This is a genomic window from Nocardia sp. NPDC004718 (assembly GCF_053601535.1).
The window spans coordinates 23595-46335 of record NZ_JBSGCA010000024.1 but is presented as its reverse complement, the minus strand read 5'-3'; the positions used below and the strand labels follow the sequence as shown (position 1 = coordinate 46335).

Here is a 22741-nt window from a genome sequence, read left to right as displayed (position 1 = left end):
GCAGGCTACCCGCCGAACTCGGCATCGATGCCGGAACGGACCGCGGCGAGCACCTGCGCGCGCACACGCAGCTTCGTACCCGTGTGCGCCGCGAAGTCGATTCCGGCCAACCGGTGCGCTTCGGCCGTCGCGCGCGTGCGCAGGTCGTCGGCATCGGTGGTGAGCACGTCGAGAAAGCCCAGTTCTCTGGCTTCTTCGGGCGCGACCAGGATCCCGGTGTTCGCCGCCCGGTCGAAGCCCGGCGCGGTGAGCCGGTGCCGCGCCAGCTCCACACCGTAGTGCGGAATGGTCAGCCCGATCACGACCTCGTTGAGACCCAGCTTGAAATCCCCCGCTACGCCGAACCGTACGTCCGTGGCCAGCAACGTGAACGCGCCTTGGGCGATGGCGTGCCCAGGGCATGCCGCCACGACGGGATACGGGAACCCGAGCAGCCGGTGTACCAGGTTGCCGCCGGCACGCAAGGTGCGGCGGATGTCGTCGGCGGATCGGGAGAACGTCGCCAGGTCGTAGCCGGCGGAGAACACGCGCGCGCGGCCGGTCAACAGGACGACCGCCCGGTCCGCCTCGGCCCGGTCCAGGGCGGCGGCGATGGCGCCGAGCATGTTCTCGGACATCACGTTCGCCTTACCGTCGTCCAGCGTGATCGTGGCGACGCCGCCGTCCAGCCGGTAGGTGACGAGTTCGGTCATGACAGCCTCCTCTAGAGCAGGACTCTAGAGTATCACTCTAGGAGCCGCTGGCTAACCACGAGCTGCGGGGCCGGACGACCGGATCCGGACGAGGTGGCGTTGTGGCAACGACACGAAACAGCGGCCCATGATCGCCCGATACATGAACCAGACGATGCTGCCGAAAAAGCCTGGTGCGTCCGGGCTTCGGACTAGCCTCGGGACAGGCTCAGGTGAAGGAAGCGACATGACCGCAGCAACCGTCATCCGCCCGCTGGCGCCGAGCGAGGCGATCTTCGCCAACAGCGAAGTCCTCGTCGGCTACTCGATTCGGGTGGCGGGTCGGTTGGATATCGCCGCGCTGTCGGCGGCGTTCGAAGCCGTGGTCCGCTCTCGTCCGATCCTCGGCGCCCGCCTCGAGGCGGACGGCCGCGGCGGCCACCTGCTGCTCGAATCGCCCGGCGCCACACCGGAGCTGACGGTCGCCGCGGGCGATCCCGAGCGGTTGCTCACCGGAGCCAGGCTCGACCAGCGCAGGGCGCTCTCCTCGCTGTGTGTGGTCCGGGACGGCGATACCGCCGGAATCACGTTGGTGACCCACCACAGCGTCGCGGATGCCTACCATTCGCTGGCCGTGCTCGACGAGCTGTGGTCCTGCTACACCGACCGCACCGGGAGGCGATCCGCCGAACTGCCGCCGCACGGCTTCCCGCGCTCGGTGGAGGACCTGCTGCGCGAGCGCGGCGTGCGGAAGATCGACACACCGGTCATGCCGCACCGCCCGGTGGGCGTCGCTCGAAGCTACTCCGGCCCGGACGATCCCGACTACCTCGTCCCGCGCACCGCGCGCTGCAGACTGACCCGGCAGCAGACCGCCGCGCTGATCGAACTCGGGCACCGGGAGAACACCACGATCAACGGCCTCGCCTCGGCCGCGATCCTGCTCACCGAGGCCGAGCTGCGCGGATTGCCGCTGACCGAGCTGGCCTACACCTACTCGGTCGACCTGCGTACCCGGGTGTCCCCGCCGATCGGGATGACCGAAGGCACCAACGTGCTCGGCTTCGCGAATTTCATCCCCGCGCTCCGGACCGGCACGACGCTGGTCGAACTGGCCCGCGGCATCAGCGACACGCTGCGCGCCGGACTGGACACCGGCATCGTGCAGCAGACCCCGCTGCACATACCCGAGATCGCCGCCGGTCCCCCGCCGCGCGCACCGGGAATCGTGCTGGCCACCAATTGGGGACGCGTGCGCAGGCCCAGGGTGCCGGACGAGTTGCGGATCACCGACTTCCGCTCGATCATGCTCGGCAAGCCCGACAAGACCGGGCACCGGCTCCAGCAGCCGAGCGGCACCATCATCATCAGCACCTTCGACGACCGGCTGAGCATAGAGATCCATCATCCCGAGGAAACCACCGAGGAGCAGCGGGTGCGGGTACGACTGCTCACCACCCACCTGTCGGAGTTCAGCGCGGCGGGCGCCGCCTGAACCCGTCAAGCGCGCGCGGCCTGCTTGCGGGACAAGGTCTGCAACGGATCGGTGAGCACGTCGGTGAAGGCCAGTTCGGCGGCTCCGATCAAGGTCGCGTCGCCCGCGAGCGCGCTGGTGCGCAACCTGACCCGTTCGCGGACGGCTTGCAGGCCGTTCACCGCGACGCGGCTGCGCACCTGGGCCGCCGAGGCCAGATAGATCTCCCGCAGCACGCCACCGAACACCACCATCGACGGATTGAAGATGTTCACCAGATTGGCGACGCCGTAGCCGAGCCATTCACCGACCTGGTGCAGCGCGTCGCGGGCCACCGCGTCGCCGCGGGCGGCGGAGTCGACGATCGCGTCGACCGCCGCCTGCCCCGCCGGATCGGTCCGTCCCGCCGCCGCGATCAACCCGAGTTCACCCGCTTCGGCCTCGAGGCAGCCGCGGGAACCGCAGGCGCACGGCCGCCCGCCGGGATTCACGATCATGTGCCCGACTTCCCCGCCGTAACCGCCTTCCCCGCCGAGCAATTCGCCGTTCATGATGATGCCGCCGCCGATGCCGACGTCACCGTGCAGGTAGATCAGGTTCGCCAAGCCTTCGCCCACACCGCGTTCGCGTTCGGCCAGCGCGCCGAGGTTGGCGTTGTTGCCGACCGCGACGCGGAGGCCGAGTGCGAGTTCCCGCGTCAGCTCGGCGCCGAACGCGACATCCACCCAGCCGAGATTCGGCCCGTACCGCACGACGCCGTCCGCCTCGCGGACCATGCCGCAGAACGCGACCCCGACGCCGACGCACCGAGCGTCCGGAGCGGCCGCCGCGATCATCTCCCGCGCCATCGCCGCCAGCGCGGCGATCACGTCGTCCGGGTCGAACGCGCCGCCGGGACGGGCGGTCGCGGTGCGCTCGAGCACCGACCCGCCCAGCCCGACACGCGCGGCGGCGAGCCGGTCCGCGCCGACGTCCAGAGCGACGACGTAGACCCGCTCGGCCTGCGGACGCACCACCAGCGACGGCCTGCCCGCCCGTCCGGTCTGGCCCGGCAATTCCTCGCTGACCAGGCCCGCCGCCGCCAGATCCGTGGTGAGGGCGAGAATCGTGCTGCGATTCAATCCCATTCGCTCGGCGAGCGTGGCACGCGACACCGCCCCGTCACGGTGGACGTGCCGCAGCAGCGCGGCGAGGTTGCGCGTGCGGATCTCATCGGGCGAAGGTGCTGCTCGCATTCACCGGGCTTTCGTCACAGGGCTGGGATTCATCGCCGCGGGAGCGCACGCTTACGGGAGAGGGCGTCCACTCCGGCCGCCAAGAGCAGCACAAATCCTGTCACAACGAATTTCGTGCCCGCGCTGTAGCCCATCAGCCCCATGCCGTTGTTGATCACGGCGACCACCGCGGCGCCGAGCACCGCGTCCAGCATCCGCCCGCGGCCGCCGAAGAGACTGGTGCCGCCGATCACCGCCGCGCCGACCGCGGTGAGCAGCACGTCGCTGCCGCCGGTGTTCGGGTCGACGGAGTTGGCGCGCGAGGCCGCGATCAGTCCGCCCACCGCCGCCATCGTCGAACACAGCACGAAGGCGGTGATCTTCACTCGATCCACCGCGATGCCCGCGCGCCGGGCGGCCTCCGCGTTGCCGCCGACGGCGTAGACGTGCCGCCCGAACGCGGTGCGGTCCAGCACGAACGTCCACAGCAGCAACAGCGCGGCGATCATCGGCACCACGATGGGCATCCCCGTCAGCGAGTGCACCGCGGGATTGCGGCTGCGCTCGCCGTTGAGCACCAGCACCGCCGCGCCGGCCACGAGCGCCAGCAGCACGACTCGCACCACGACCACCCGCGCCGTCGTGCCGGTGAGCCCGAGTTTCGTGCGCGCCCGCCACTTCCGGTACTGCACGAGGGCGAAACCCGCGACCAGTGCCGCGTACAGCGCCCAGCCGAGCAAGGGCGGCACGTTCTTGTTCGCGATGGCGACGATCGTCTCGTCGCGGATGGAGATGTTGCGGCCGTTGTCCATGATCTTCAGCGCCACGCCCTGCAACGCCAGGAAAGCCGCCAGCGTCACCACGAACGACGGGATCCCGATCTTCACCACGACCGTGCCGATCACCAGTCCGATCACCATCCCGGTGAGCAACGAGACCAGCACCGCCGAATACCACGGCCACCCTTCGTCGGTGAGCAGCACCGCGAGCACGGCCGCGCAGACTCCGCTGGTGAACCCGGCCGACAGGTCGATCTCCCCCAGCAGCAGCACGAAGATCAACCCCATCGCGATCACCGCGATCCCCGCGCCCTGCGTGAACAGATTGGCGAAATTCGCCTCGGACATGAAGACCGGGCGCGCCGCCCAGAAGACGGCCGACAGGACGACGAGCGCGATCACCGAGGGCAACGCCCCCATGTCGCCGCCGCGCACGCGGCCGACGTAGTCGCTCATCAGGTCGGTCACCGGCGCCGCCACCGGTCGCCGCTCGGTGGTCACCGCGGTCATCGGGTCGCTCCGCTCGCCTCGAGGCCGAGCGCGCCGCTACGGCCTGCCGTGATCAATTCGACGACCTGCGCGTGCGTCACGTCGGAGGTTCGTACCTGGGCGGCCATCCGGCCGAGATAGAGCGCGGCGATCCGGTCGGACACCGCGAAGACGTCGTTCATGTTGTGCGAGATCAGCACCACCGCCAGGCCCTGGTCGGCGAGCTTGCGGACCAGTTCGAGCACCTGCTGGGTCTGCGCGACGCCCAGCGCGGCCGTCGGCTCGTCCAGAATCACCACTTTGCTGTTCCACAGCACGGCTTTCGCGATGGCCACCGTCTGGCGCTGGCCGCCGGACAGGCTGGCGACCTGCTGCCGGACCGACATGACGGTGCGCACCGACAGGCTCGCCAACGTCTTCTCGGCCAGTTCCTCCATCGCGTATTCGTCGAGCACGAGACCGCGCTTGCGTTCCCGGCCGAGGAACATGTTCTGGACGATGTCGAGGTTGTCGCACAGCGCGAGGTCCTGGTAGACGATCTCGATGCCGAGCGCCGCCGCGTCGCGCGGGCTGTGCACCTGCACCGGCGCGCCCTCGAAGAGGAACTCGCCCGCGTCGATCGGATGGGTACCGCCGATACATTTGACCAGCGTGGACTTGCCCGCGCCGTTGTCGCCGACAAGTGCGGTCACTTCGCCGGGGAAAGCGCTGAAGGTGACCTGGTGCAGGACGTGGACCGGGCCGAAACTTTTCTCTACTCCGCGTAATTCGATGACCGGCAGTTCGGACATGGGTTGGCTCCTCCGAAGAATGGAGCCCCTTCCGCAATCCCCTCATCGAACCGCGGAAGGGGCGTGCGATATCAGATCCCGTTGTCCGCGCAGAGTTTCGCGAACTCGCCGGTGCACAACTCGGTTCTGGTGACGTAGCCGTCGGCCACCACGTCCTTGACATTGCGTGGGTAGATGACCTTCGGTTCCAGCAGCACCGACGGCACCTCGGCGTTCGCCTCCGGATCGCGCACGGTGCCGTTGGTCGTGCCCGGTTCCCCCTTCACCAGGCCCACCGCCAGTTTCGCGGTCGCGTCGGCCTCTTTCCGGATCGCCTTGTAGACGGTCATGCACTGGTCGCCCGCCAGCACATTCTGCAGTCCCTGCACCGTGGCGTCCTGCCCGCTGACCGGCACCTGACCGTTGAGCTTCTGCTTCTTCAGCACCGCGATCGCGGCGTTGGCCAATCCGTCGTTGGCCGCGACGACGCCTCCGATATCCGGCCTGCCGGTGAGCATCTGCTCGAAGATGGTGCCCGCTGTCGTGTTGTCCCACCCCGGGACAGCCTGATCGGGGCCCTTGACGTACTGGCCCGCGTCGAATCGTGGCTTCAGCACACCGTCGTAGCCGACCTTCAGCAGGGCGGCGTTGTTGTCGGTCGGTCCGCCGTTCAGGTACGCGACCACCGGGCGCACCGCGTTGCGATCGGTCAGGCACTGCGCTACTCCCTCACCGAGCAGGCTGCCGACCTTCACATTGTCGAAGGAGACGTAATACTGGGCGCCGCCGCCCAAGGTGAGCCGGTCGTAGTCGATCACGGTGACGCCCTGCGACTTCGCCTTCTGGATCACCGCTTTGCCGGTGCCGCTGTCCAGGTTGGTCATCACCAGTACCGAGACGCCGTTGGTGATCATCTGGTCGGCGATGGTCTGGAAGGCGTTCTTGTCGCCCTGGGCGTTCTGGATATCGGCCTTGACGCCCGCGGCTTCGAACGCCTGTTGCAGGTACTTGCGGTCCGCCGTCTCCCAGCGGGCGGAGGTCTTGCTGTCCGGAAGGATCACGCCGATCTGGGTTTTGCCGCCGGAGTCCCCGGAGTCGCCGCACGCGGTGAGCGTGGCGGCCAGGAGCGCGAACGACAGCGCGGCGGCGCTGAAGATGCCCTTACGCATAAGTGGGCCTTTCATCACCGGCCGGGACGATGCCCCGGCCGGTCGGAGTGGATCAAATGTTGTTCACAGCAACATATTGGACTGTGACGCAGTGCACAACAGCTAATTTGTTGTTCCGAATAACAATCTCGACACGCGCGCGTTCGCTCAGGTGGACGCCACCGCGGCCGGATCGGCGAGGGGACACAGGATGGCTCGTGAACAGGGATGTCGGCCGCCGCGCCACGAGGCGCCCGCGGACGCTTCGAGATCGCGCCCGCGCCGCGCGGAGGGTCGGACACGCGAAAGCGTTGGCCTACGCGCGAAACCGACCACCGAGGAACAGGCGCATGGCGGGGCTCCGGCACAGTACCCTTGGCGGTGAATCATGGCGCGGTAGCGACAGACTGGGATCCGGGAGGGGAACAGTGGATACGCTCAGGCTCGACCCGGCGGCGGTGGCCGCCTACACCGCGATCGCGGACGCGGTGTCCGAACAATTGGCGTCGGCGGCCACGGTCGCCTCCGGCGCGGTGGATCAGGAACGGCTGGCCGCCGATCTCGGCGTCGTCGGCGCGGAATTCGCGGCGCGCTTCTCCGCGGCCGTGTCCGCACACGCCGAAGCGTTGTCGACGGCCGGACAGCTGGTCAGCGCATACGGCCGGGTGCTGCGCGGTTACAGCGAGAACGCGCAGGATGTCGACGCCGCGACGGCGAGCGCGATTACGCGGTCCGGGGAGGCACCGGCATGAGAAGCCTGATGGGACTGCGCAAACGCGCCCACACCACCCAGCCCGTCGCCGAGACCACCAGGCCGGTGAGTACCGAACCCGGCGTCGATCCGCCGATCGTCGCCGCGCTGGTCAAGCCACTGCTGACGCTGCGCTCCGCACTCGGCACCGGTGTCGGCGTGCCGAGCGCCGCCGCGACCGGGGCGCTCTCGGCCGCCTCCACCCAGGCGGCCGGCACCGAAGGCCCACACCGCGAAGGGCTGCACGCACTGGAATCGACCTGGACCTCCCAGGCCGCCGACAGCGCGGTGCCCGCGATGCGCACCACGCAGACACAGATCGGCGACATCTCCGACCGAGGTCCGGCCTACCTGTCCGTTCTCGCCGACGCGCACGCCACCTCCGGGCGCGCGGCGCGGCGCGTCGACCAGATCATCGCCGACTTCCGGCGCGACGCGCGGGAGATCCTGGACAACGCGACCTCCGCACCGGAGACCGACGCCGTCATCACCCGCGCCACCCAGGCGCTGCGCGACGCGCTCACCACCGTGACGGCCGCGCGCACCGAAATGGACGACCACACCAGGAAACTCGACGACATGGGACCGCTCACGGTCACCACGCCGTCCGGCGTCAGCCAGGGTCGAGCCGTCTATCCCGGTAGCACCGGGCAAGTCGTGCCCGGCACTACGACACCCGCTACCACACAGCCCATGGACCCGGCCATGGTCGCGCAACTGCAATTGCAGCAGCAGCTCATCTCCGCAGGGGTGGACCTCGGCACCACGGCCATCAACGCGGGCGTCGACATCGGCACGCACATCATCGACAAGATCGCCGAAGTCGGCATCCACGGCATCGACACCGTTGCCGCGGCCGCGGACAAGGCGATCCCGGAACTGATCAACCCCGGCTCCACCACCAACTCCGGCACGACAGGCGACGACTCGAAGAATTCCTCGAAGTTGTTCGACTTCGGCGGATCGCCGGAGCACAAGTCGTCGACCAGCGGCCCGGGTTCGCCGATCCCGCCCGGCAATTCGTCGCCCGCCGCGCGAGCGGATGCGCCGAAGCCGGAGAGCAGGCCCGCGCCCGCGGTCGCGCCGCCCGCCGTCGACTCCGCGCCGCCCGCGCCCGCGAGCAGCCCGGACCATCCCGCTCATCCCGGCCCGACCGGCGGCATGGTGGTACCGCCCGCTCCGCCGCCGGGCGGCGAAAACCAGGAGCACAAGCCGCGCGACGGACAACTCGGCGTGACCATCCCGTCCGCCGTGACAGCGGTCGTACCGGTGCTGGGCGAATTCGACGATGACGCCCCCTGACCGGGAGCATCCCAGTCAGGGCGCGAGCCAGGCCAATCCGTTCGACACGGGCCTGCCGATGCTGCGCATTCCGGCAGGAAAGCCGTCCAAACGACGTCGTTCGCCCGGTCGGCGCAAGCAGGTTCGTCGTCGTGAGCCGCAGTACGAGGCGCCGGAGCCACCGCGCCCGCCGGAGCGGCAAGACACCCGGCCGCGCCTCGGCGAGTGGGAGCAATGGCTCGAACCCGCGCCCGCCGACGCGCGACCGCCGCAACCCGTTGCCCCGCAGCAGCGCAGCGCACCCGCCGAGCCGGTGCGGGCCGAGCCCGAGGACGGCCACGTCACGGCGCCCGCCATCGTCAACCGATCCGGCATCCATCCCGGCACCCCGGTGCGCCACCCGCGGCGCACCGAACAGCAACGCGGCAACCGCTCGCTGACCGTCTTGATCGTGCTCGCCATCGTGATCTCCACCGTCTCGATCGGCCTGGCCATGATCTATGGCTCCGAGGCGAATTCGCGCACAGCGGCGGCGACGTCACCGCCGCGCGCGGCCGGACCCGCGCCGACCACCTCGACGTCCACCTCACGGGTCAGGCCGCCGTGGGCCATCGCCACGCCGGGATGCGAGCAGAAACGCACCGCCGACGTCGTCTCCGGCACCGATCCGGGCGGCACCGGCAACGGCCCCGACGCCATCTTCGCCTTCGAGTACGCCTACTACGCCGAACGATCCGGGTACCGAGCTCGCGCGGTGGTCGCCCCCGACGCGGCGGTTTCGCCCGCCGATCAGATCCAGCGCGGCATCAATCAGGTACCTGCGGGCACCCGATACTGCGTGCAGATTTCCCGGGCCGGGGACGGCCCCGACGGCCAGGCACGGTGGGAAGTCCGCTTGACGCAGCAGTTTCCCGGCGAGGAGGCGAACACCTTCACGCAGTTCATCACGACCCGTACCGGCACGGATCAAACGCTGATCACCGGAATCGCGGCAGGCTGACGCTTCCGTTCGGCCACGACCGGGAACGGCACCGCCCCAGCTCCGCTCAGTGCGGCGTCAGCTTGACGACGGGAATCACCCGGTCGGTCTTCTCCTGGTATTCGGCGAAGCCGGGCATCACCTCGACCATCGCGGCGTAGAGACGGTCGCGCTCCGCGCCTTCGGTGACCGGAGTCGCGGTCGCCGCCAGGGTCTCGGTGCCGATCTCGAGCGTGACCTCCGGGTTCGCCCGCACGTTGTGGAACCAGTCGGGATTGGTCGGAGCGCCCGCTTTGGAGGCGATCACCACGATGTCGTCGCCGTCGCGAACGAACGCGAGCGGATTGGTGCGCGGGCGACCCGACTTCGCGCCGGTGCTGGTCAGCAACAGCAATTCGCGACCGGCGAAGGGGCCGCCGACCTTGCCCTGGTTGGCGCGAAATTCCTCGATGATCTGGGTGTTCCAGTCGCCTGCCATGGCTTGTCTCTCCTGGGATTCGGGTGCGCCGGTTCGTCCGCGAGCCTACCCAGATCTGCTCGCCGTGGCCGGACTAACGTCCACCCAACAGCGGGAGAGGGCACGATGGCGGGGTGCGGGTGCTTGTTGTCGAGGACGAGAGATTGCTGGCCGACGCGATCGCCGACGGGTTGCGCAGGCATGCCATGGCGGTCGACGTGGTGTACGACGGCGCCGCGGCGCTGGAACGTACCGGCGTGCACGACTACGACGTGGTGGTACTCGACCGGGATCTGCCCGGCGTCTCCGGTGACGAGGTGTGCGGCACGCTGGTCGAGTCCGGCGGCTCCGCCCGGATCCTGATGCTGACGGCCGCGAGCGCGGTGGCGGAGCGGGTAACCGGTCTGGGGCTGGGCGCCGACGACTATCTGACCAAGCCGTTCGCCTTCGCCGAACTGGTCGCCCGGATCCAAGCGCTCGGGCGGCGAGCCCGCAGCGCTGCTCCCCCGGTACTGGAGCGGTCCGGCATCCGGCTCGACCAGCACCGGTTCGCCGTCACCAGGAACGGTGAACCGCTCACCCTTTCGCGGAAGGAATTCGCGGTGCTGGCCGAACTGCTGCGCGCGGACGGCGGCGTCGTCTCGGCCGAGCAGCTGCTGGAGAAGGCATGGGACGAGCACATCGACCCGTTCACCGGCGTGGTGCGGTACACGATCATGAACGTGCGGCGGAAGCTGGGCGACCCGCGGCTGATCGAGACCGAGCCCGGCGTGGGATACCGGATCCGATGAGCGGGCGCACGATCCGGCTGCGGCTCACGCTGCTGTACGCGACGGCGTTCTTCCTGGCCGGCGCGGTACTGATCGCGTTGATGTACTTCTATCTGAATCAGTCGCTGGAGCGACGGCCCGGCGGCGGTGCGCAGCAAGTGGTGCGGGAGTATCTCCTCGAGCGGGCGGAGCGCAACCATGCTCCGGTGTCCGCGGAACTGTTCAAGGCGCTCGGCGAGCAAGCCCAGCGGAATCGGCGGGATACTTTGCGCGCCATGCTGGTGTGGTCGCTGGTATCCCTGGGCGCGGTGGGGATCGCCGCGGGCGGATTCGGCTGGTTGCTGGCCGGACGCGCCCTGCATCCCTTGCAGCGGATCACCGCGACCGCGCGGCGCGTGGCCGACACCAGCCTGCACGAGCGCATCGCCCTCGACGGTCCGCAGGACGAGATCAAGGATCTGGCCGACACCTTCGACGCGATGCTGGAGCGCCTGGACCGGGCCTTCGACGGACAGCGCCGATTCGTGGCGAACGCCTCTCACGAACTGCGCACACCGCTGACCATCAACCGGACCCTGATCGAGGTGGCGTTGGAAGACCCCGAGGTTCCCGACTCCACCCGCAGGCTCGGCGCCACGCTCCTCGAGGTCAACCGCCGTCACGAACGGCTCATCGACGGCCTCCTGGTGCTGGCCACCAGCGAACAGCGGCTGACCGAACACTGCCGCGCCGACCTCGCCGACCTCGCCGCCGACGCGGTAGGGACCAGGGCCGAGCGGCCGGGGGCCGAGATCACCGCCGATCTCGAAGCCGCGCCCGTGCAGGGAGATCCGCTCTTGCTGGAACGCCTCGTCCACAATCTGCTCGACAACGCCGTGCGCTACAACCTGCCCGTCAACGGCTGGGTGAGCATCCGGACCAGGACGGCAGGCGAGCGCGCGGTGCTCACCGTCGCGAACAGCGGTCCCCCGGTGCCCGCGTTCGAAGTCGACAGTCTCTTCGAACCGTTCCGCAGACTCGCCACCGCCGAACGCTCGGCCGATTCCGATACCCGCGGCGCCGGGCTCGGCTTGTCGATCGTGCGCTCGGTCGCACAGGCCCACGGCGGCGCCGTTCACGCGACGGCCCGCCCGGAGGGCGGTCTGGCGGTCACCGTCGACCTCCCCCGCGCGCGGGCGTAGCGAGGTGCGGGCGAGCCCGACACCTCGCCCGCAGCGTGCTCAGTAGTTGTGGCAGGTGTCGGCGATGACGCGCAGCTTCTCGCGGTGCTGCTGCGCCTCCGGCGAGTTGCGGCGCTCCTCGAACCTGGCCTTGGCCTCCGGGTGCTTGTCCAGGAATTCCTTGGCGCGCTGCTTGCGCTGCTCGACCGGGAGACTGAGTAATTCCTGGAGTTTCGCCTTCCGGTCCGGGTGCGCGTCGAGCCGGGCGGCGGCGTCGGGGAACTGGGCATGGACGGCGGCATCGATCTGGGCGAAGCTGCACGTCGTCTCCAGCAGTCCGCCCGGCTGCGGCTGCGCGGAGGCGGTCGCCGGAACCAGCAGCGCGCCCGCGGCGAGCAGACCGCCCAGAGCGAAGGCGGCTCGCACGATTCTCGTCATGTCGGATAACCCTTTCGGTGGGGACGTGGGGCCACCACCTCGTGACCCGGCGTTCAGTCCACCAGAAGGGGTGTTTGGACGGCGCTAGGTCTTGCCGACCCTCATCACCTACCGTGGGTGTCGCTGTCGTGTACGGATCGGCCAGCCCACTCCGCTGGAGGCGTCTTGCGCACCATCGCTCGTGTATTGCTCGTCCTCGTGGCGCTGGTCTGCGCCGCGGTGTCCACACCGACCGTGGCACTCGGCGCTCCGGAGACCGTGCGCCTCGACGACGTCACCGCGAGAAAGCTCGACGAATTGCTGTCGCTGCGCGCTCAGGCGCCCGCCTCGGCGAGCAAGGCGGAACTGATCGAGCTGCTGTCGCGCCGGTTCCTCGGCACGCCCTACGGTGCGAACATGCTCGTCGGATCGGCGACCCAGCCCGAACAGCTGGTCATCGACTTGCGCCGGGTGGACTGCTTCACCTTCCTCGATTACGTCGAGGCGCTCACCCGCTCCACCGACCGCGAGCAGTTCACGACGAACCTGATCCGCACGCGCTACGCGGGCGGCCGCGTGGACTTCCAGCAGCGCAAGCACTTCTTCACCGACTGGTCGAACGTTCCCGACGTCGCGGCCACCGACATCACGGCGACGTTGAGCACCGCTGCGGTGACCGTCACCGAACACCTCAACGCGAAAGCCGACGGCGGCGCCTATCTTCCGGGGCTGCCCGTGGTCGATCGCGCGATCACCTACATTCCCAGCGCCGCCGTCGGCCGGGACGTCGTGAGCGGGCTGCGCACCGGCGACTACATCGGCGCCTATGCCGACCAACCGGGGCTGGACGTCACCCACGTCGGCATCTTCGTCATGACCGACACCGGTCCGGTCTTCCGCAACGCGTCCTCGCTCGCGGGCAACGCCGAGGTGGTGGACTCACCCTTCGCCGAGTACGTGCGGTCGACACCGGGCATCGTCGTACTCCGGGCGCGCTGACCCCGCTCCTCCGTTACGGGTCAGGCGACGGGCACCGGCCGCCGGACGGCCGATTTCGGCGTCGCGGTGAGCGTCTTGTCCAAGTCGGTGCGCAGCGTGGTCGCCGAGTCGAGCAGGTAGTTCTGGCGCACCTTCCACGGATGACGGCCACCTTGCCGGGGAAAGTCGCCGATGGAGCGCTGGACGTAACCGGAGGCCAGATCCAGCAGCGGGTGCTCCTCGAGCGTGCCCCGTGGCTCTGGCACCACGGAGGCGTAACCCTTGCGCTCCATGTGGTTGAGCACCTTGCAGACCAGCCGAGAGGTGAGGTCGGCGCGCAACGTCCACGACGCGTTGGTGTACCCGATGCACACGGCGAAGTTGGGGACGCCGGTGAGCATGGCTCCCTGCCAGACGAACTGCTCGGACAAGTCGACCCGCACGCCGTCGACACTGGGCGCGATGCCGCCGAAGGCGAGCAGTTGCAGCCCGGTCGCGGTGATCACGACGTCCGCCTCCAGCACCCGGCCGGACTTCAGCCGGATGCCCTCCGGCACGAAGCTGTCGATGTGATCGGTGACGACCTCGGCCTTGCCCTTCTTCATGGCTTTGAAGAAGTCCGCGTCCGGGACCGCGCACAGACGCTGGTCCCAGGGGTTGTAGCTGGGCGTGAAGTGCTCGGCGACGGCCTGTTCGTCCTTCAGGATGCGCGTGGTGAGGCCGGTGAGCAGCTTGCGCGCCGCCTCCGGCCGGCGACGGCAGTACTGGTAGAAGCCGATGCCGAACAGGATGTTCTTGGTTCGGATCAGGCGATGCGCGGGCCGCGGCGGCAGCAGCTCGCGGATCTTGTCGGCCACTTTGTCCCGCCCCGGGACGGCGCTGATCCAGGTCGGCGAGCGTTGCAGCATCGTCACCAGCTCCGCCTGCTCCGCCATCGCCGGGACCAGGGTGACCGCGGTCGCGCCGCTGCCGATCACGACGACGCGCTTACCGCGATAGTCGATGTCCTCGGGCCAGAACTGCGGGTGCACCACCTCGCCCGCGAACGACGCGATGCCGGGGAATTCCGGTGCGTGCGGCTGGTCGTAGTTGTAGTACCCGGCGCAGGCGTAGAGGAAGCCGCAGGTCAGCGTGCGCGTCTCGGTGGAGCCGGTCGCGTCGCGCTGCTCGAGCGTCAGCGTCCAGCGCGCGGCGCCGCTGTCCCAATCGGCCGCGAGGACCTTGGTGCGGAGGCGGATGTGCCGGTCGATGCCGTTCTCGGTCGCGGTCTCGGTGATGTAGCGCAGGATCGAGGGACCGTCCGCGATCGACTTGGCGTCCCGCCACGGCTTGAACGGGTAGCCGAGGGTGAACATGTCGGAGTCCGAGCGGATGCCCGGGTAGCGGAACAGGTCCCAGGTGCCGCCCAGCGTGTCGCGGGCCTCGAGGATGGCGTAGGTCTTGCCACGGCACTCGGTCTGCAATCGGTAGGCAGCGCCGATACCGGATAGTCCCGCGCCGACGATCACGACATCGAGGTGTTCCGGTGCTGCGTCGGTCTGCGTCATGTGTCCAGTGTGCGAGCCTGACGGGGTCGCTATCTTGACTTTGCGCGACAACTATTTGATTCTCGACGACATGTCGGTGATTCGATCCGCAGGGCTGCGCGGTTTCCGCGCGACCGTGGCCGAACTCGGTGGCGACGCGGAGGCGCTGGCCACGGCGTGCGGTCTGCCGGTGGCCGCCTTGGACGCCGACGATCTGCTCGTGCCGGACGAGCGCGTCGCGGCCGTCCTGGAACTGGCCGCGCAGCAGCTGCGCTGCCCCGACTTGGGTCTGCGGATCTCCCAGCGGCAGGATCTGGACATGCTCGGCCCGCTGGCGCTGGCCATCCGGAATTCGCCGTCGCTGGCCGACGTGCTCGAGTCCACGGCGCGGTACCTGTTCCTGCACGCGCGGTCGCTGAGCCTGACGCTGGAACCGGACCCCTACGGGGATCGCGGCGTGATCGCGCTGCGCTACGGCGTGCGGCCGGGACTTCCCACCCCCGTCCAGGGCACCGACCTGGGCTTGGCGTTCGTGCATCGCACCATTCAGCGCTTGGTGGGCGACCGATACGGGTTGCGCTCGGTGGAGCTGCCCTATCGGCCCGAGGCCGCGCTCGCCGGTTACGAGGAGTTCTTCGGCGCACCGGTGCGGGTCGAGCGGCCCTTCGCGGCGCTACGTATGCCGCGCAGCCTGGCGGGCAGGCCGCTGACCGGCGGTGACGAGAACCTGCACCGGCTGGCGATGGCCTTCCTCGCGGAGCAGTCCGGTGACGCGGCGGCGGCGCTCGCCCCGCAGGTGCGCGCCGCCGTCCAGCAGCTGCTCGGTACGTCCGCGCCCGAGATAGGCGCGGTGGCACGGCTGCTCACCGTGCACCCGCGCACCTTGCAACGACGGCTCGCCGCCGAGCACACCTCGTTCGCCGCGATCCTGGACGAGGTCCGCCGGGACGCGGCCCGGCGTTATCTGACCACGACGGATATGCCGATGAGTCAGGTCGCCTCGCTGATCGGGCTGTCGGAACAAGCGACCTTCACCCGATGCGCCCGAAGATGGTGGGGCACAACGCCGACCACCCTGCGCCGCGTGGAATCCGACGGAAGAACACAGCAGCACAACACTTTCGGGTGACAGGCCGACAACGGTCCGGTGTCCGATCCGCCCTTTTCGATAACGGTTGTCCCGGAAAGCCCTCAGCGCATTCCCTCCTCGACGCGGTGTCTTTACCGTCGAAGACGGGGTAGGTGTGCACCGGAAGGGGGACTCCATGAACGCCTGGCTTTCACGTGTCACGGACACGCTGACCCGCATCCCCGGCCTGACATCGCACCAGCGCACATTTCTCGCCGAGGCGCTGGCCGAACCGGGCCGATACCTGCTCGTCCACCGCGACCCGGTGGACCTGCCCGCCGCGCACGCCCATGCGTTGCTGGTCTGCGGGACAAGACTTTTCGCGTTGCGCTTCGCCGAGGGCGTCCCGGCCGAACTCGACGAGATCCGCCGCGATGTCGAGGCGCGGTTCGGCCGATTGCAGTTCGGGCGCGAGAAGCTGGTCCCCCATGACGTGCAGCTCGTCCTGCTCGTGCCGGCCGGCACCGGGGTGCGCGTGGACGGCCGGTTCGCCGTGGCCGGGCCGGGCGAGCTCGATCGGGTGATCCGCGCACGACAGCGGCACTTGCGACCCACCCGGGCACAAGCCATCGCGAACACCGTCGCCCACCAGTCGGCCCGCGAATACGACTTGCTGGAGTTCGAGGAAGCGGCGCAGGGCGCACCGGATCCCGCCCTGCTCGATCGGTCGGAGGTGCTCGCGCCGCAGCGGAATACGGCGTTGCAGAGGCCGTTCCAGCACTGGATGACCTTCCTGGATCCCGAACAGGAGATCCTGGTCGCGCGCAACTACACCGGTCCCGCCCGGCTGACCGGCCCTGCGGGCACCGGGAAGACCGTCGTGGCGCTGCGCGATGCCGACGTCACCCTGCCCGACGGCGTGGTGCGGATCTGGCGCGGACCGGATCAGTACCTGGAGGCCGCGCTGGTCGACGGTATTCGCGGATGCGCAAAGCCGTTGCCGGATATCGCCGTAATCACCCGGACGCGGCACGAGGCCGGGCGGCTCGCCGGGGCGCTGGAGGCGGTCGGTATCGCGACACTGCCCCTGGAGGACGTGCTCGGCCAGGTAGGCGACGCACGTCCGCTTACCCGAGAACCAGGTGGCCGACGGCGGCATCTCCAGCACCGCGTCCCGGTGCAGCAGGCGTTCGATGGCGGCCGGGTCGGCGCGCAGGAAGGCCGTCAGATACTCCTCGAGCAGCGCGCGCTGCCCCGGCTCGCTCGGCGGCACCGCCTGCTCGGCCGCCGCCGAGACCTCAGTCAACCGGGCTCGCACGCGCTGCAACGTGCTCTTCACCGCCGCCGTGCTGGTATCGAGCACTCCGGCGACTTCGGCCGCGGGCATACCGAGCACGTCGCGCAACAACAGCACCGCGCGCTGCCTGCCGTTCAGGTGTTGCAGACAGGCGATCAGCGCCAGGCGCAGGCTGTCGCGAGCCACCGCGACACCCGCCGGGTCCGCCGACTCCGGCGTCACCAGGGTGTCCGGCAGCGGCTCGAGCCACCGGACGGCCGCCGCGGCCACGGGCCGCGCCGACGGGTCCGTGCCCGCGGCGCCGAGTCCGGACGGCAGCACGCGCCGACCGTGGTGCTCGAGCGCGGTCAGGCACGCGTTCGTGGCGATCCGGTAGAGGCTCTCGGCGATTCCTTCCGATCGCGGCGGAAGTCCGCATTTCGGGAATCACCGTGATTCCGCACCGACCGAGGAGACTTCCGATGCAACTCGATGACATCGTGCGCACCCTGATCGACGGCCGCTACGCGGAGGTGCGCGGCCGGGTGGAGCTCACCGACGACCCGGACAAGACCCTGCTCACCGCGATGTAGGCCAAGTACATGGGCGGCGCGACGCCGCCACCGGAACCGGAGGCGCGGCGGGTGATCGCGCGGATGGCGCCGGAGCGCGTCTACGTCTTCCCGCCCGCTTGAATCGTCACTGGGAAGGCGCGATTCGGCCGCTAGACTCTCCGAACGACTGGGAAGGGGGCCGCATGGACGCGGTTATCAAGGAGGTCGCCGAGGAGGGCAAGCGGCTGATCGACCGGGCTTGGCTCGGCGAGCTCAGCCGCGACCAAGCCGTGCACATGTTCGTCCAGGTCGGCGACGGCATGGTGCGCTACGAGACGGCGCTGACCATCATCGACGACGGTGTGCAACGGCTGGCCGCCAACGCCAGGCGGCTGCGGATCCTGCGCTGGTGCGCGGTACTGGAGTTCCCGGTGTTCGGCGCGTTCGCCGTACTGGCTGTTCTGGTCGGGGATTTCACCACCGCCGGACTCTCGGTGCTGTTCCTGCTGATCCTCCAGATCATCCACCGCACGATGCCGCCGCATCCGTTGGCGGTCCCCCGCCGATCCCGCGCTTAGCCGTTCGAGCTGTGCGGTTCCCGCCCGCGTCGCACGGTGGTGATTAGGGTTGCGTTTCATGGATCGCACGACCGACGCCTCCGGCGCACATCCGCACGAACCGCACGGCAACGGCTTCGCGTCCAAACTCAATTGGCTGCGCGCCGGTGTGCTCGGCGCGAACGACGGGATCGTGTCCACCGCGGGTCTGGTCGTCGGCGTCGCGGCGGCCACCACCGATACACGGGCCTTGTTCACCGCGGGCATCGCGGGTCTGACGGCGGGCGCGATCTCCATGGCGGTGGGCGAATACGTCTCGGTCAGCACTCAGCGCGATTCCGAGCGGGCCCTGCTGGCGAAAGAGCGCAGGGAGCTGCGCGACGAGCCGGACTACGAGCTGATCGAGCTCACCGGGATCTACCAGGCAAAAGGGCTGACGCCCGAAACGGCGCGCAAGGTCGCCGAGGAACTCACCGCGCACGACGCCTTCACCGCGCACGCGGAGGCCGAACTCGGCCTGAATCCCGCCGAGCTGACCAACCCCTGGCTGGCGGCGTCGTCCTCGGCGGTGGCCTTCACCCTCGGCGCGCTGCTGCCGTTGCTGGCCATCCTTCTCCCGCCGGTCGACGCGCGGATTCCGGTGACATTCGCGGCCGTGCTCGCCGCGCTCGCGCTCACGGGGTCGGTCAGCGCCCGGTTGGGGGGAAGTGCCCGTGGCCGGGCGGTGGTCCGGGTGGTGCTCGGCGGCGCGCTGGCGATGGCCGTCACCTACGGCATCGGACAACTCGCCGGAATCGCCGGAGTATGACGCGCACACGAGAATCCGGGCGTTCCCTTCGCGAGAACACGACGGTGCCGGGCGGAGGCCATCGGCCTTCGCCCGGCACCGGTCGAGCGGTGCGCGGTCAGCGCTTGAACGCGTGCCGCACCTTGTCCGCGGCGCGTCTCAGATTGCCGCGGGCCTGCTCCCGCCGCCCCTCGGCCTCCAGCCGGGAGTTGCCGGTCGCTCGGCCGACGAATTTCTTCACGCTGCCCCTGGTCGCTTGCACTTGATGCGCGAGGCGATCTTCGAACTTCATGCGGAATCCCTAGTAGTACCAGCGGCGGCCACCCACCGGACGGCCCACCGAACCGGCCACCAGCAGCACGAGCCCGATGATCAGCACGATGATGCCCGCCGTGGTGAGCAGCCCGATTCCGAGCAGCCAACCCAAGACCAGGAGGATGAGGCCGAGAATGATCATTGTCGTATTCCTTTTCTTCTCAATTATTTCGCGGTCACGGGTTTCGAGGTCGATACCGTGGCGCCGCGATCAGTGCGGGCAGTACCCGAACCGCGTGTGCGCAACCACCGCCGCCAAGCCGGCTCCTGCGAAGTGCGTTCCACCGGCGCGGTAGTTCCTGCGGCCAGATCGCGCCGCACCGCCGCCATCTCGCGACGGGACTGTGCGAGTTCACGACGCGCGGCCATGCCACGGCGGGTGACCCGCCAGGCGCCGGATAGGACGAGGGCCAGTCCGAACGCCCCGATCGCACCGAGCGTTACTCCGTAACCGAACAGTGCTCCGGTGGAACCGTGGAAGTGATAGTCGAATACCGCGAAATCGCTCGTCAGTTGCTGAGCGGGGCCGGTGTTGCCCACTACCGCGGCTACTCCGATAATCACGGCCGCGATCAAGGCGATGAGCCCGATGATGATGATCATGGCAATCCCTGTTGCGTCGAGTCGTTTGACAACTCCGCTATTCCCGGGGTCCCCACGATCAAACGGGACGGAACGGAAAGTTTGAGCGAGCGCGATCGGTCAATGCGAATTACATGACGTACACGGTTACTCTGCACAACGTTACCCGGGAGTCCGCGTCCGCGATCGAATCGTCACTGCGCGGCGTCAACGGTATCGATTCCGTCGACATCGACGTGGCCTCGGAGCGCGCGCTCGTGAACTCGACCACGCTGACCTACGGTGAAGTCCTCGACGCGATCCGGCAGACCGGAGCCGCCGCCTCCTGATCGGCCCGCCGCGGGCACCGGCAGCCCTCGGCAGCCACCGTCCCCAGGACACGGTGCGGGATGATGGCCGAGTGACGGATGTGTTCGACTCCGACTTCGCCCGCAACCCGTGGCCCACGCTCGAGCGACTGCGCATCGAAGGGGGCGTTCACCGCGTTCGCACGCCCGATGGGCCACCGGCCTGGCTGGTGACGCGATACCGCGACGTACGGGCCGGACTGCTGGATGAGCGGCTGTCCACCCGGGTCCGGTATGCCGTGGGAGACGACTACCGGGGCTTCTCGGTGCCGCCACCACTGGACGCGATGCTCAGTGCCGCGCCGGCCGACCACGCACGCCTGCGCAGTCTGGTGACCTCCGAGTTGTCGCCACGCCGATTGGCCGAGTGGACCGACCGCGCGCCCCGCTTGGTGGATTCGCTACTGCACGGGGATGATTCGGGCGAGACCGTCGATCTCGTCGAGCGTCTCGCCGTGCCGCTTCCCGCCGCCGTGCTGGGCGAACTACTCGGCCTCGACGACCACACTGCCGAACGCCTTCGCGGCTGGGCGAATTCGACGCTATTGCCGTCGGCCGCACCACCGCGCGCCCGCGACACCCTAGCCACCATGCTCGGGATCATCGCGGACGCCACCGCGCGGGCACCGCGCTCCGACACCGCGCTAGGGCGCTGGGTAGGCGCATACCAGGCCTGCGGGTCGCCGACCGGTGCGGAGCTGACCGGACTGCTGTTCTATCTGCTGTTCGTCTGGTACGAAGTGCTCGCCGATCTGATCGCCGGTTCGGTGCTCACCTTGCTCGGCCGTCGGGGCCTGCGGCAGACGTGGTACGCCCTCGGCGACAAGCAATCAGCCGTGGACGAGCTGCTGCGGCACCTCTCCCCGCAGGTGCTGGCCGGACCGCGCTTCGCGACCACCGACCTGGTCATCGGCGACACGACGATCGCCGCGGGACAGACGGTACTGCTGTGTCTGGCATCGGCCAACCACGATCCCGAGATCTTCTCGCGCCCAGCGGAACCGGACCTCACCAGGGACCGCGCGGACCAGCTCGCGCTCGGCTACGGCATGCACGCCTGCTTGGGGAACGCGCTGGTACGCACCGTCACCGCGGCCGCTCTCGAGCACGTCCTCACCCGATGGCCGGATGCGGCGCTCGCGGTGGACGAACGAGAGATCGACTGGCGCTCCGGTTTCCGCCATCGCGGACCACTGGCGCTACCGGTGCGGCTCCGATGAGATGGGGCGAGCGACGATGATCGCCCCACCTGCTACCGCTCTGGGATGCCGGGCCTCTCGTGGTCGGCGCCCCTTCGGGGGCGACCACACCGGCATGTGCTGGCGGAGCAGGGACGAGTATGATCTACGCCACAGACCCTGTCAACCACAGGAGACACGCTGACATGGGGGACGGCTTACACCCGTTTACGCGGGCTCTCAACACACTCATCAACGGAATGCACCCGCCCACAGGCAAAGATGGGCGGCCGCAGGAGATCACCCACCGAGCGCTCGCCGAAGACATCCACCGCACCACCGGAACGCGCCTGTCCGCCAACTACCTCTGGAAGCTGCGCACCGGGCAGGCGGTGAACCCGTCCTACGAGACGCTGGAGGTGTTGCGCGGCTACTTCGGGCTCGACAGCCTGGATCCGTTCACCGACCCGCGACTGGCGGCATCGCGCGGCAGCGAATTGGCATTGATCAACGCGCTCAAGGGAAATGCCGAACACGAGGTCCTCGAACTGGTGCTGCGCGACGGGCTGCAACAGGGTACGGTCCGCGCTGAATCGGTGCTGGCGATGCTGGACATCCTGCGGCGCATCGAGAACGAGCACAACGGGTGAGCGATGCGGATCGCGGCGTGGAGCAAGGACGGAGGTGACCAGCCGGTGCTGGATCGTCGCTGGCTGCGCCGGGAGCTGCGCGCCATGGGCCTGCCCGGCCGGTGCACCGTCGCCGAGCTGGCCGAGGCCGTCGCCGAGCGGCGCGCCCGTCCCCTGCGGCTGCGCCCGGAGAGCTTCCCGGTCACCGGCCTGTCCGGCGGCCTGCTGGTCACCGACGCGATCGATTTCATCGCCTATCAGCGCAACACCTCCAAGATGCATCAGGATCACATCGTCTGTCACGAGCTCGGCCATCTGCTCGCCGGGCACCGCACCGTCGACGTGCGCGGCGCGGAAGCCGTGCGGCTGCTCGCGCCGAACATCGACCCCGCGGTCGTGCGGCGCATGCTCGGGCGCACCGGCTACGCGCAGCCACAGGAACGCGAGGCCGAACACATCGCGAATATGCTGATGACGCACCACATCACGCAGTGGACGGCACGGGAGGAATGGGTCCTGCCCGATTCCGCGCCGGTCGCCGCGCGCCGACTGCTGGACGCGCTGGGGCCGGGGCAGGGCTGAG

General features: G+C 69.2%; 26 protein-coding genes. 14 read left to right on the top strand and 12 right to left on the bottom strand.

Going from position 1 to position 22741, the window contains the following annotated elements:
- Window positions 1-5: 5 nt before the first annotated feature.
- The gene (locus ACWEH3_RS19565) at window positions 6-692 is read right to left on the bottom strand and encodes a crotonase/enoyl-CoA hydratase family protein (RefSeq protein WP_450019970.1); all 687 of its coding nucleotides are present in this window, start codon (window positions 690-692) and stop codon (window positions 6-8) included.
- Between the two features lie 226 nt (window positions 693-918).
- On the opposite strand from ACWEH3_RS19565, the gene ACWEH3_RS19560 reads away from it, so the two are divergent.
- Window positions 919-2166: a phthiocerol/phthiodiolone dimycocerosyl transferase family protein gene (locus tag ACWEH3_RS19560; protein WP_450019968.1), complete on the top strand. Its 1248-nt coding sequence runs from the start codon at window positions 919-921 to the stop codon at window positions 2164-2166.
- A gap of 5 nt (window positions 2167-2171) precedes the next feature.
- On the opposite strand, the gene ACWEH3_RS19555 is transcribed toward ACWEH3_RS19560, so the two are convergent.
- The 4 genes from ACWEH3_RS19555 to ACWEH3_RS19540 all read right to left on the bottom strand — a co-directional run bounded on the left by ACWEH3_RS19555 (window position 2172) and on the right by ACWEH3_RS19540 (window position 6566).
- Complete coding sequence (locus ACWEH3_RS19555) at window positions 2172-3380, bottom strand: ROK family protein (protein ID WP_450019966.1); 1209 nt, start codon at window positions 3378-3380, stop codon at window positions 2172-2174.
- 29 nt (window positions 3381-3409) lie between these two features.
- Window positions 3410-4648 (bottom strand): sugar ABC transporter permease, encoded by a 1239-nt coding sequence (locus tag ACWEH3_RS19550; RefSeq protein ID WP_450019964.1) that lies wholly within the window; start codon window positions 4646-4648, stop codon window positions 3410-3412.
- Entirely contained in the window at window positions 4645-5418 is a 774-nt protein-coding gene (locus ACWEH3_RS19545; protein WP_450019962.1) for an ATP-binding cassette domain-containing protein, read from the bottom strand. Before ACWEH3_RS19545 ends, ACWEH3_RS19550 begins: the two co-directional genes overlap by 4 nt.
- 71 nt (window positions 5419-5489) lie before the next feature.
- Window positions 5490-6566 (bottom strand): sugar ABC transporter substrate-binding protein, encoded by a 1077-nt coding sequence (locus ACWEH3_RS19540; RefSeq protein WP_450019960.1) that lies wholly within the window; start codon window positions 6564-6566, stop codon window positions 5490-5492.
- 407 nt (window positions 6567-6973) lie between these two features.
- Here ACWEH3_RS19540 and ACWEH3_RS19535 point away from each other — a divergent pair, with 407 nt between their 5' ends.
- From ACWEH3_RS19535 to ACWEH3_RS19525, 3 genes are read left to right on the top strand one after another with little or no spacing between them, the layout of a single operon-like run.
- Window positions 6974-7297 carry a hypothetical protein gene (locus ACWEH3_RS19535; RefSeq protein WP_450019958.1) on the top strand — a complete coding sequence of 108 codons (324 nt, stop codon included), beginning with the start codon at window positions 6974-6976 and terminating at the stop codon, window positions 7295-7297.
- Window positions 7294-8598, top strand: coding sequence for a hypothetical protein (locus tag ACWEH3_RS19530; RefSeq protein ID WP_450019956.1), 1305 nt, complete (start codon window positions 7294-7296; stop codon window positions 8596-8598). Before ACWEH3_RS19535 ends, ACWEH3_RS19530 begins: the two co-directional genes overlap by 4 nt.
- Entirely contained in the window at window positions 8585-9577 is a 993-nt protein-coding gene (locus tag ACWEH3_RS19525) for a hypothetical protein (RefSeq protein ID WP_450019955.1), read from the top strand. Before ACWEH3_RS19530 ends, ACWEH3_RS19525 begins: the two co-directional genes overlap by 14 nt.
- Window positions 9578-9623: 46 nt before the next feature.
- Here ACWEH3_RS19525 and ACWEH3_RS19520 read toward each other — a convergent pair whose 3' ends face one another.
- On the bottom strand, window positions 9624-10034 hold the full coding sequence (locus tag ACWEH3_RS19520; RefSeq protein ID WP_355075669.1) for a nitroreductase family deazaflavin-dependent oxidoreductase: 411 nt from the start codon (window positions 10032-10034) through the stop codon (window positions 9624-9626).
- A gap of 113 nt (window positions 10035-10147) precedes the next feature.
- Here ACWEH3_RS19520 and ACWEH3_RS19515 point away from each other — a divergent pair, with 113 nt between their 5' ends.
- Complete coding sequence (locus ACWEH3_RS19515) at window positions 10148-10804, top strand: response regulator transcription factor (protein ID WP_450019952.1); 657 nt, start codon at window positions 10148-10150, stop codon at window positions 10802-10804.
- Window positions 10801-11964 carry a sensor histidine kinase gene (locus ACWEH3_RS19510; RefSeq protein ID WP_450019950.1) on the top strand — a complete coding sequence of 388 codons (1164 nt, stop codon included), beginning with the start codon at window positions 10801-10803 and terminating at the stop codon, window positions 11962-11964. Before ACWEH3_RS19515 ends, ACWEH3_RS19510 begins: the two co-directional genes overlap by 4 nt.
- A 39-nt stretch (window positions 11965-12003) precedes the next feature.
- Here ACWEH3_RS19510 and ACWEH3_RS19505 read toward each other — a convergent pair whose 3' ends face one another.
- The gene (locus tag ACWEH3_RS19505) at window positions 12004-12381 is read right to left on the bottom strand and encodes a hemophore-related protein (RefSeq protein WP_450019948.1); all 378 of its coding nucleotides are present in this window, start codon (window positions 12379-12381) and stop codon (window positions 12004-12006) included.
- 165 nt (window positions 12382-12546) lie between these two features.
- On the opposite strand from ACWEH3_RS19505, the gene ACWEH3_RS19500 reads away from it, so the two are divergent.
- Window positions 12547-13359, top strand: a complete 813-nt coding sequence (locus ACWEH3_RS19500; protein WP_450019946.1) for a DUF1460 domain-containing protein — start codon at window positions 12547-12549, stop codon at window positions 13357-13359.
- A 20-nt stretch (window positions 13360-13379) separates the two neighbouring features.
- Here ACWEH3_RS19500 and ACWEH3_RS19495 read toward each other — a convergent pair whose 3' ends face one another.
- Window positions 13380-14885, bottom strand: coding sequence for a flavin-containing monooxygenase (locus tag ACWEH3_RS19495; RefSeq protein WP_450019944.1), 1506 nt, complete (start codon window positions 14883-14885; stop codon window positions 13380-13382).
- 70 nt (window positions 14886-14955) lie between these two features.
- Here ACWEH3_RS19495 and ACWEH3_RS19490 point away from each other — a divergent pair, with 70 nt between their 5' ends.
- Window positions 14956-15993, top strand: a complete 1038-nt coding sequence (locus ACWEH3_RS19490; protein ID WP_450019942.1) for an AraC family transcriptional regulator — start codon at window positions 14956-14958, stop codon at window positions 15991-15993.
- Window positions 15994-16144: 151 nt separating this feature from the next.
- Here the strand turns inward: ACWEH3_RS19490 and ACWEH3_RS19485 are convergent, their stop codons facing one another.
- Window positions 16145-17347 carry a sigma factor-like helix-turn-helix DNA-binding protein gene (locus tag ACWEH3_RS19485; RefSeq protein WP_450020040.1) on the bottom strand — a complete coding sequence of 401 codons (1203 nt, stop codon included), beginning with the start codon at window positions 17345-17347 and terminating at the stop codon, window positions 16145-16147.
- A gap of 619 nt (window positions 17348-17966) precedes the next feature.
- On the opposite strand from ACWEH3_RS19485, the gene ACWEH3_RS19480 reads away from it, so the two are divergent.
- Window positions 17967-18341, top strand: coding sequence for a hypothetical protein (locus ACWEH3_RS19480; protein WP_450019940.1), 375 nt, complete (start codon window positions 17967-17969; stop codon window positions 18339-18341).
- Between the two features lie 58 nt (window positions 18342-18399).
- Window positions 18400-19128 carry a VIT1/CCC1 transporter family protein gene (locus tag ACWEH3_RS19475; RefSeq protein ID WP_450019938.1) on the top strand — a complete coding sequence of 243 codons (729 nt, stop codon included), beginning with the start codon at window positions 18400-18402 and terminating at the stop codon, window positions 19126-19128.
- A 97-nt stretch (window positions 19129-19225) separates the two neighbouring features.
- Here the strand turns inward: ACWEH3_RS19475 and ACWEH3_RS19470 are convergent, their stop codons facing one another.
- The 3 genes from ACWEH3_RS19470 to ACWEH3_RS19460 are packed head-to-tail and all read right to left on the bottom strand — an operon-like array spanning window position 19226 to window position 20025.
- Window positions 19226-19399 carry a CsbD family protein gene (locus ACWEH3_RS19470; RefSeq protein ID WP_450019936.1) on the bottom strand — a complete coding sequence of 58 codons (174 nt, stop codon included), beginning with the start codon at window positions 19397-19399 and terminating at the stop codon, window positions 19226-19228.
- Between the two features lie 9 nt (window positions 19400-19408).
- On the bottom strand, window positions 19409-19564 hold the full coding sequence (locus tag ACWEH3_RS19465; protein ID WP_086006372.1) for a DUF6131 family protein: 156 nt from the start codon (window positions 19562-19564) through the stop codon (window positions 19409-19411).
- Between the two features lie 23 nt (window positions 19565-19587).
- The gene (locus tag ACWEH3_RS19460) at window positions 19588-20025 is read right to left on the bottom strand and encodes a hypothetical protein (protein ID WP_450019934.1); all 438 of its coding nucleotides are present in this window, start codon (window positions 20023-20025) and stop codon (window positions 19588-19590) included.
- Between the two features lie 113 nt (window positions 20026-20138).
- Here ACWEH3_RS19460 and ACWEH3_RS19455 point away from each other — a divergent pair, with 113 nt between their 5' ends.
- The 4 genes from ACWEH3_RS19455 (at window position 20139) to ACWEH3_RS19440 (ending at window position 22740) form a co-directional block, all read left to right on the top strand.
- Window positions 20139-20333 (top strand): heavy-metal-associated domain-containing protein, encoded by a 195-nt coding sequence (locus ACWEH3_RS19455; RefSeq protein WP_067802986.1) that lies wholly within the window; start codon window positions 20139-20141, stop codon window positions 20331-20333.
- A 71-nt stretch (window positions 20334-20404) separates the two neighbouring features.
- Window positions 20405-21571: a cytochrome P450 gene (locus ACWEH3_RS19450; protein WP_450019932.1), complete on the top strand. Its 1167-nt coding sequence runs from the start codon at window positions 20405-20407 to the stop codon at window positions 21569-21571.
- Between the two features lie 218 nt (window positions 21572-21789).
- A complete protein-coding gene (locus tag ACWEH3_RS19445; protein WP_450019930.1) occupies window positions 21790-22179 on the top strand; it encodes a hypothetical protein in 390 nt (129 codons plus the stop codon).
- 3 nt (window positions 22180-22182) lie between these two features.
- Window positions 22183-22740: a hypothetical protein gene (locus ACWEH3_RS19440; RefSeq protein WP_450019928.1), complete on the top strand. Its 558-nt coding sequence runs from the start codon at window positions 22183-22185 to the stop codon at window positions 22738-22740.
- Window position 22741: the final 1 nt, after the last annotated feature.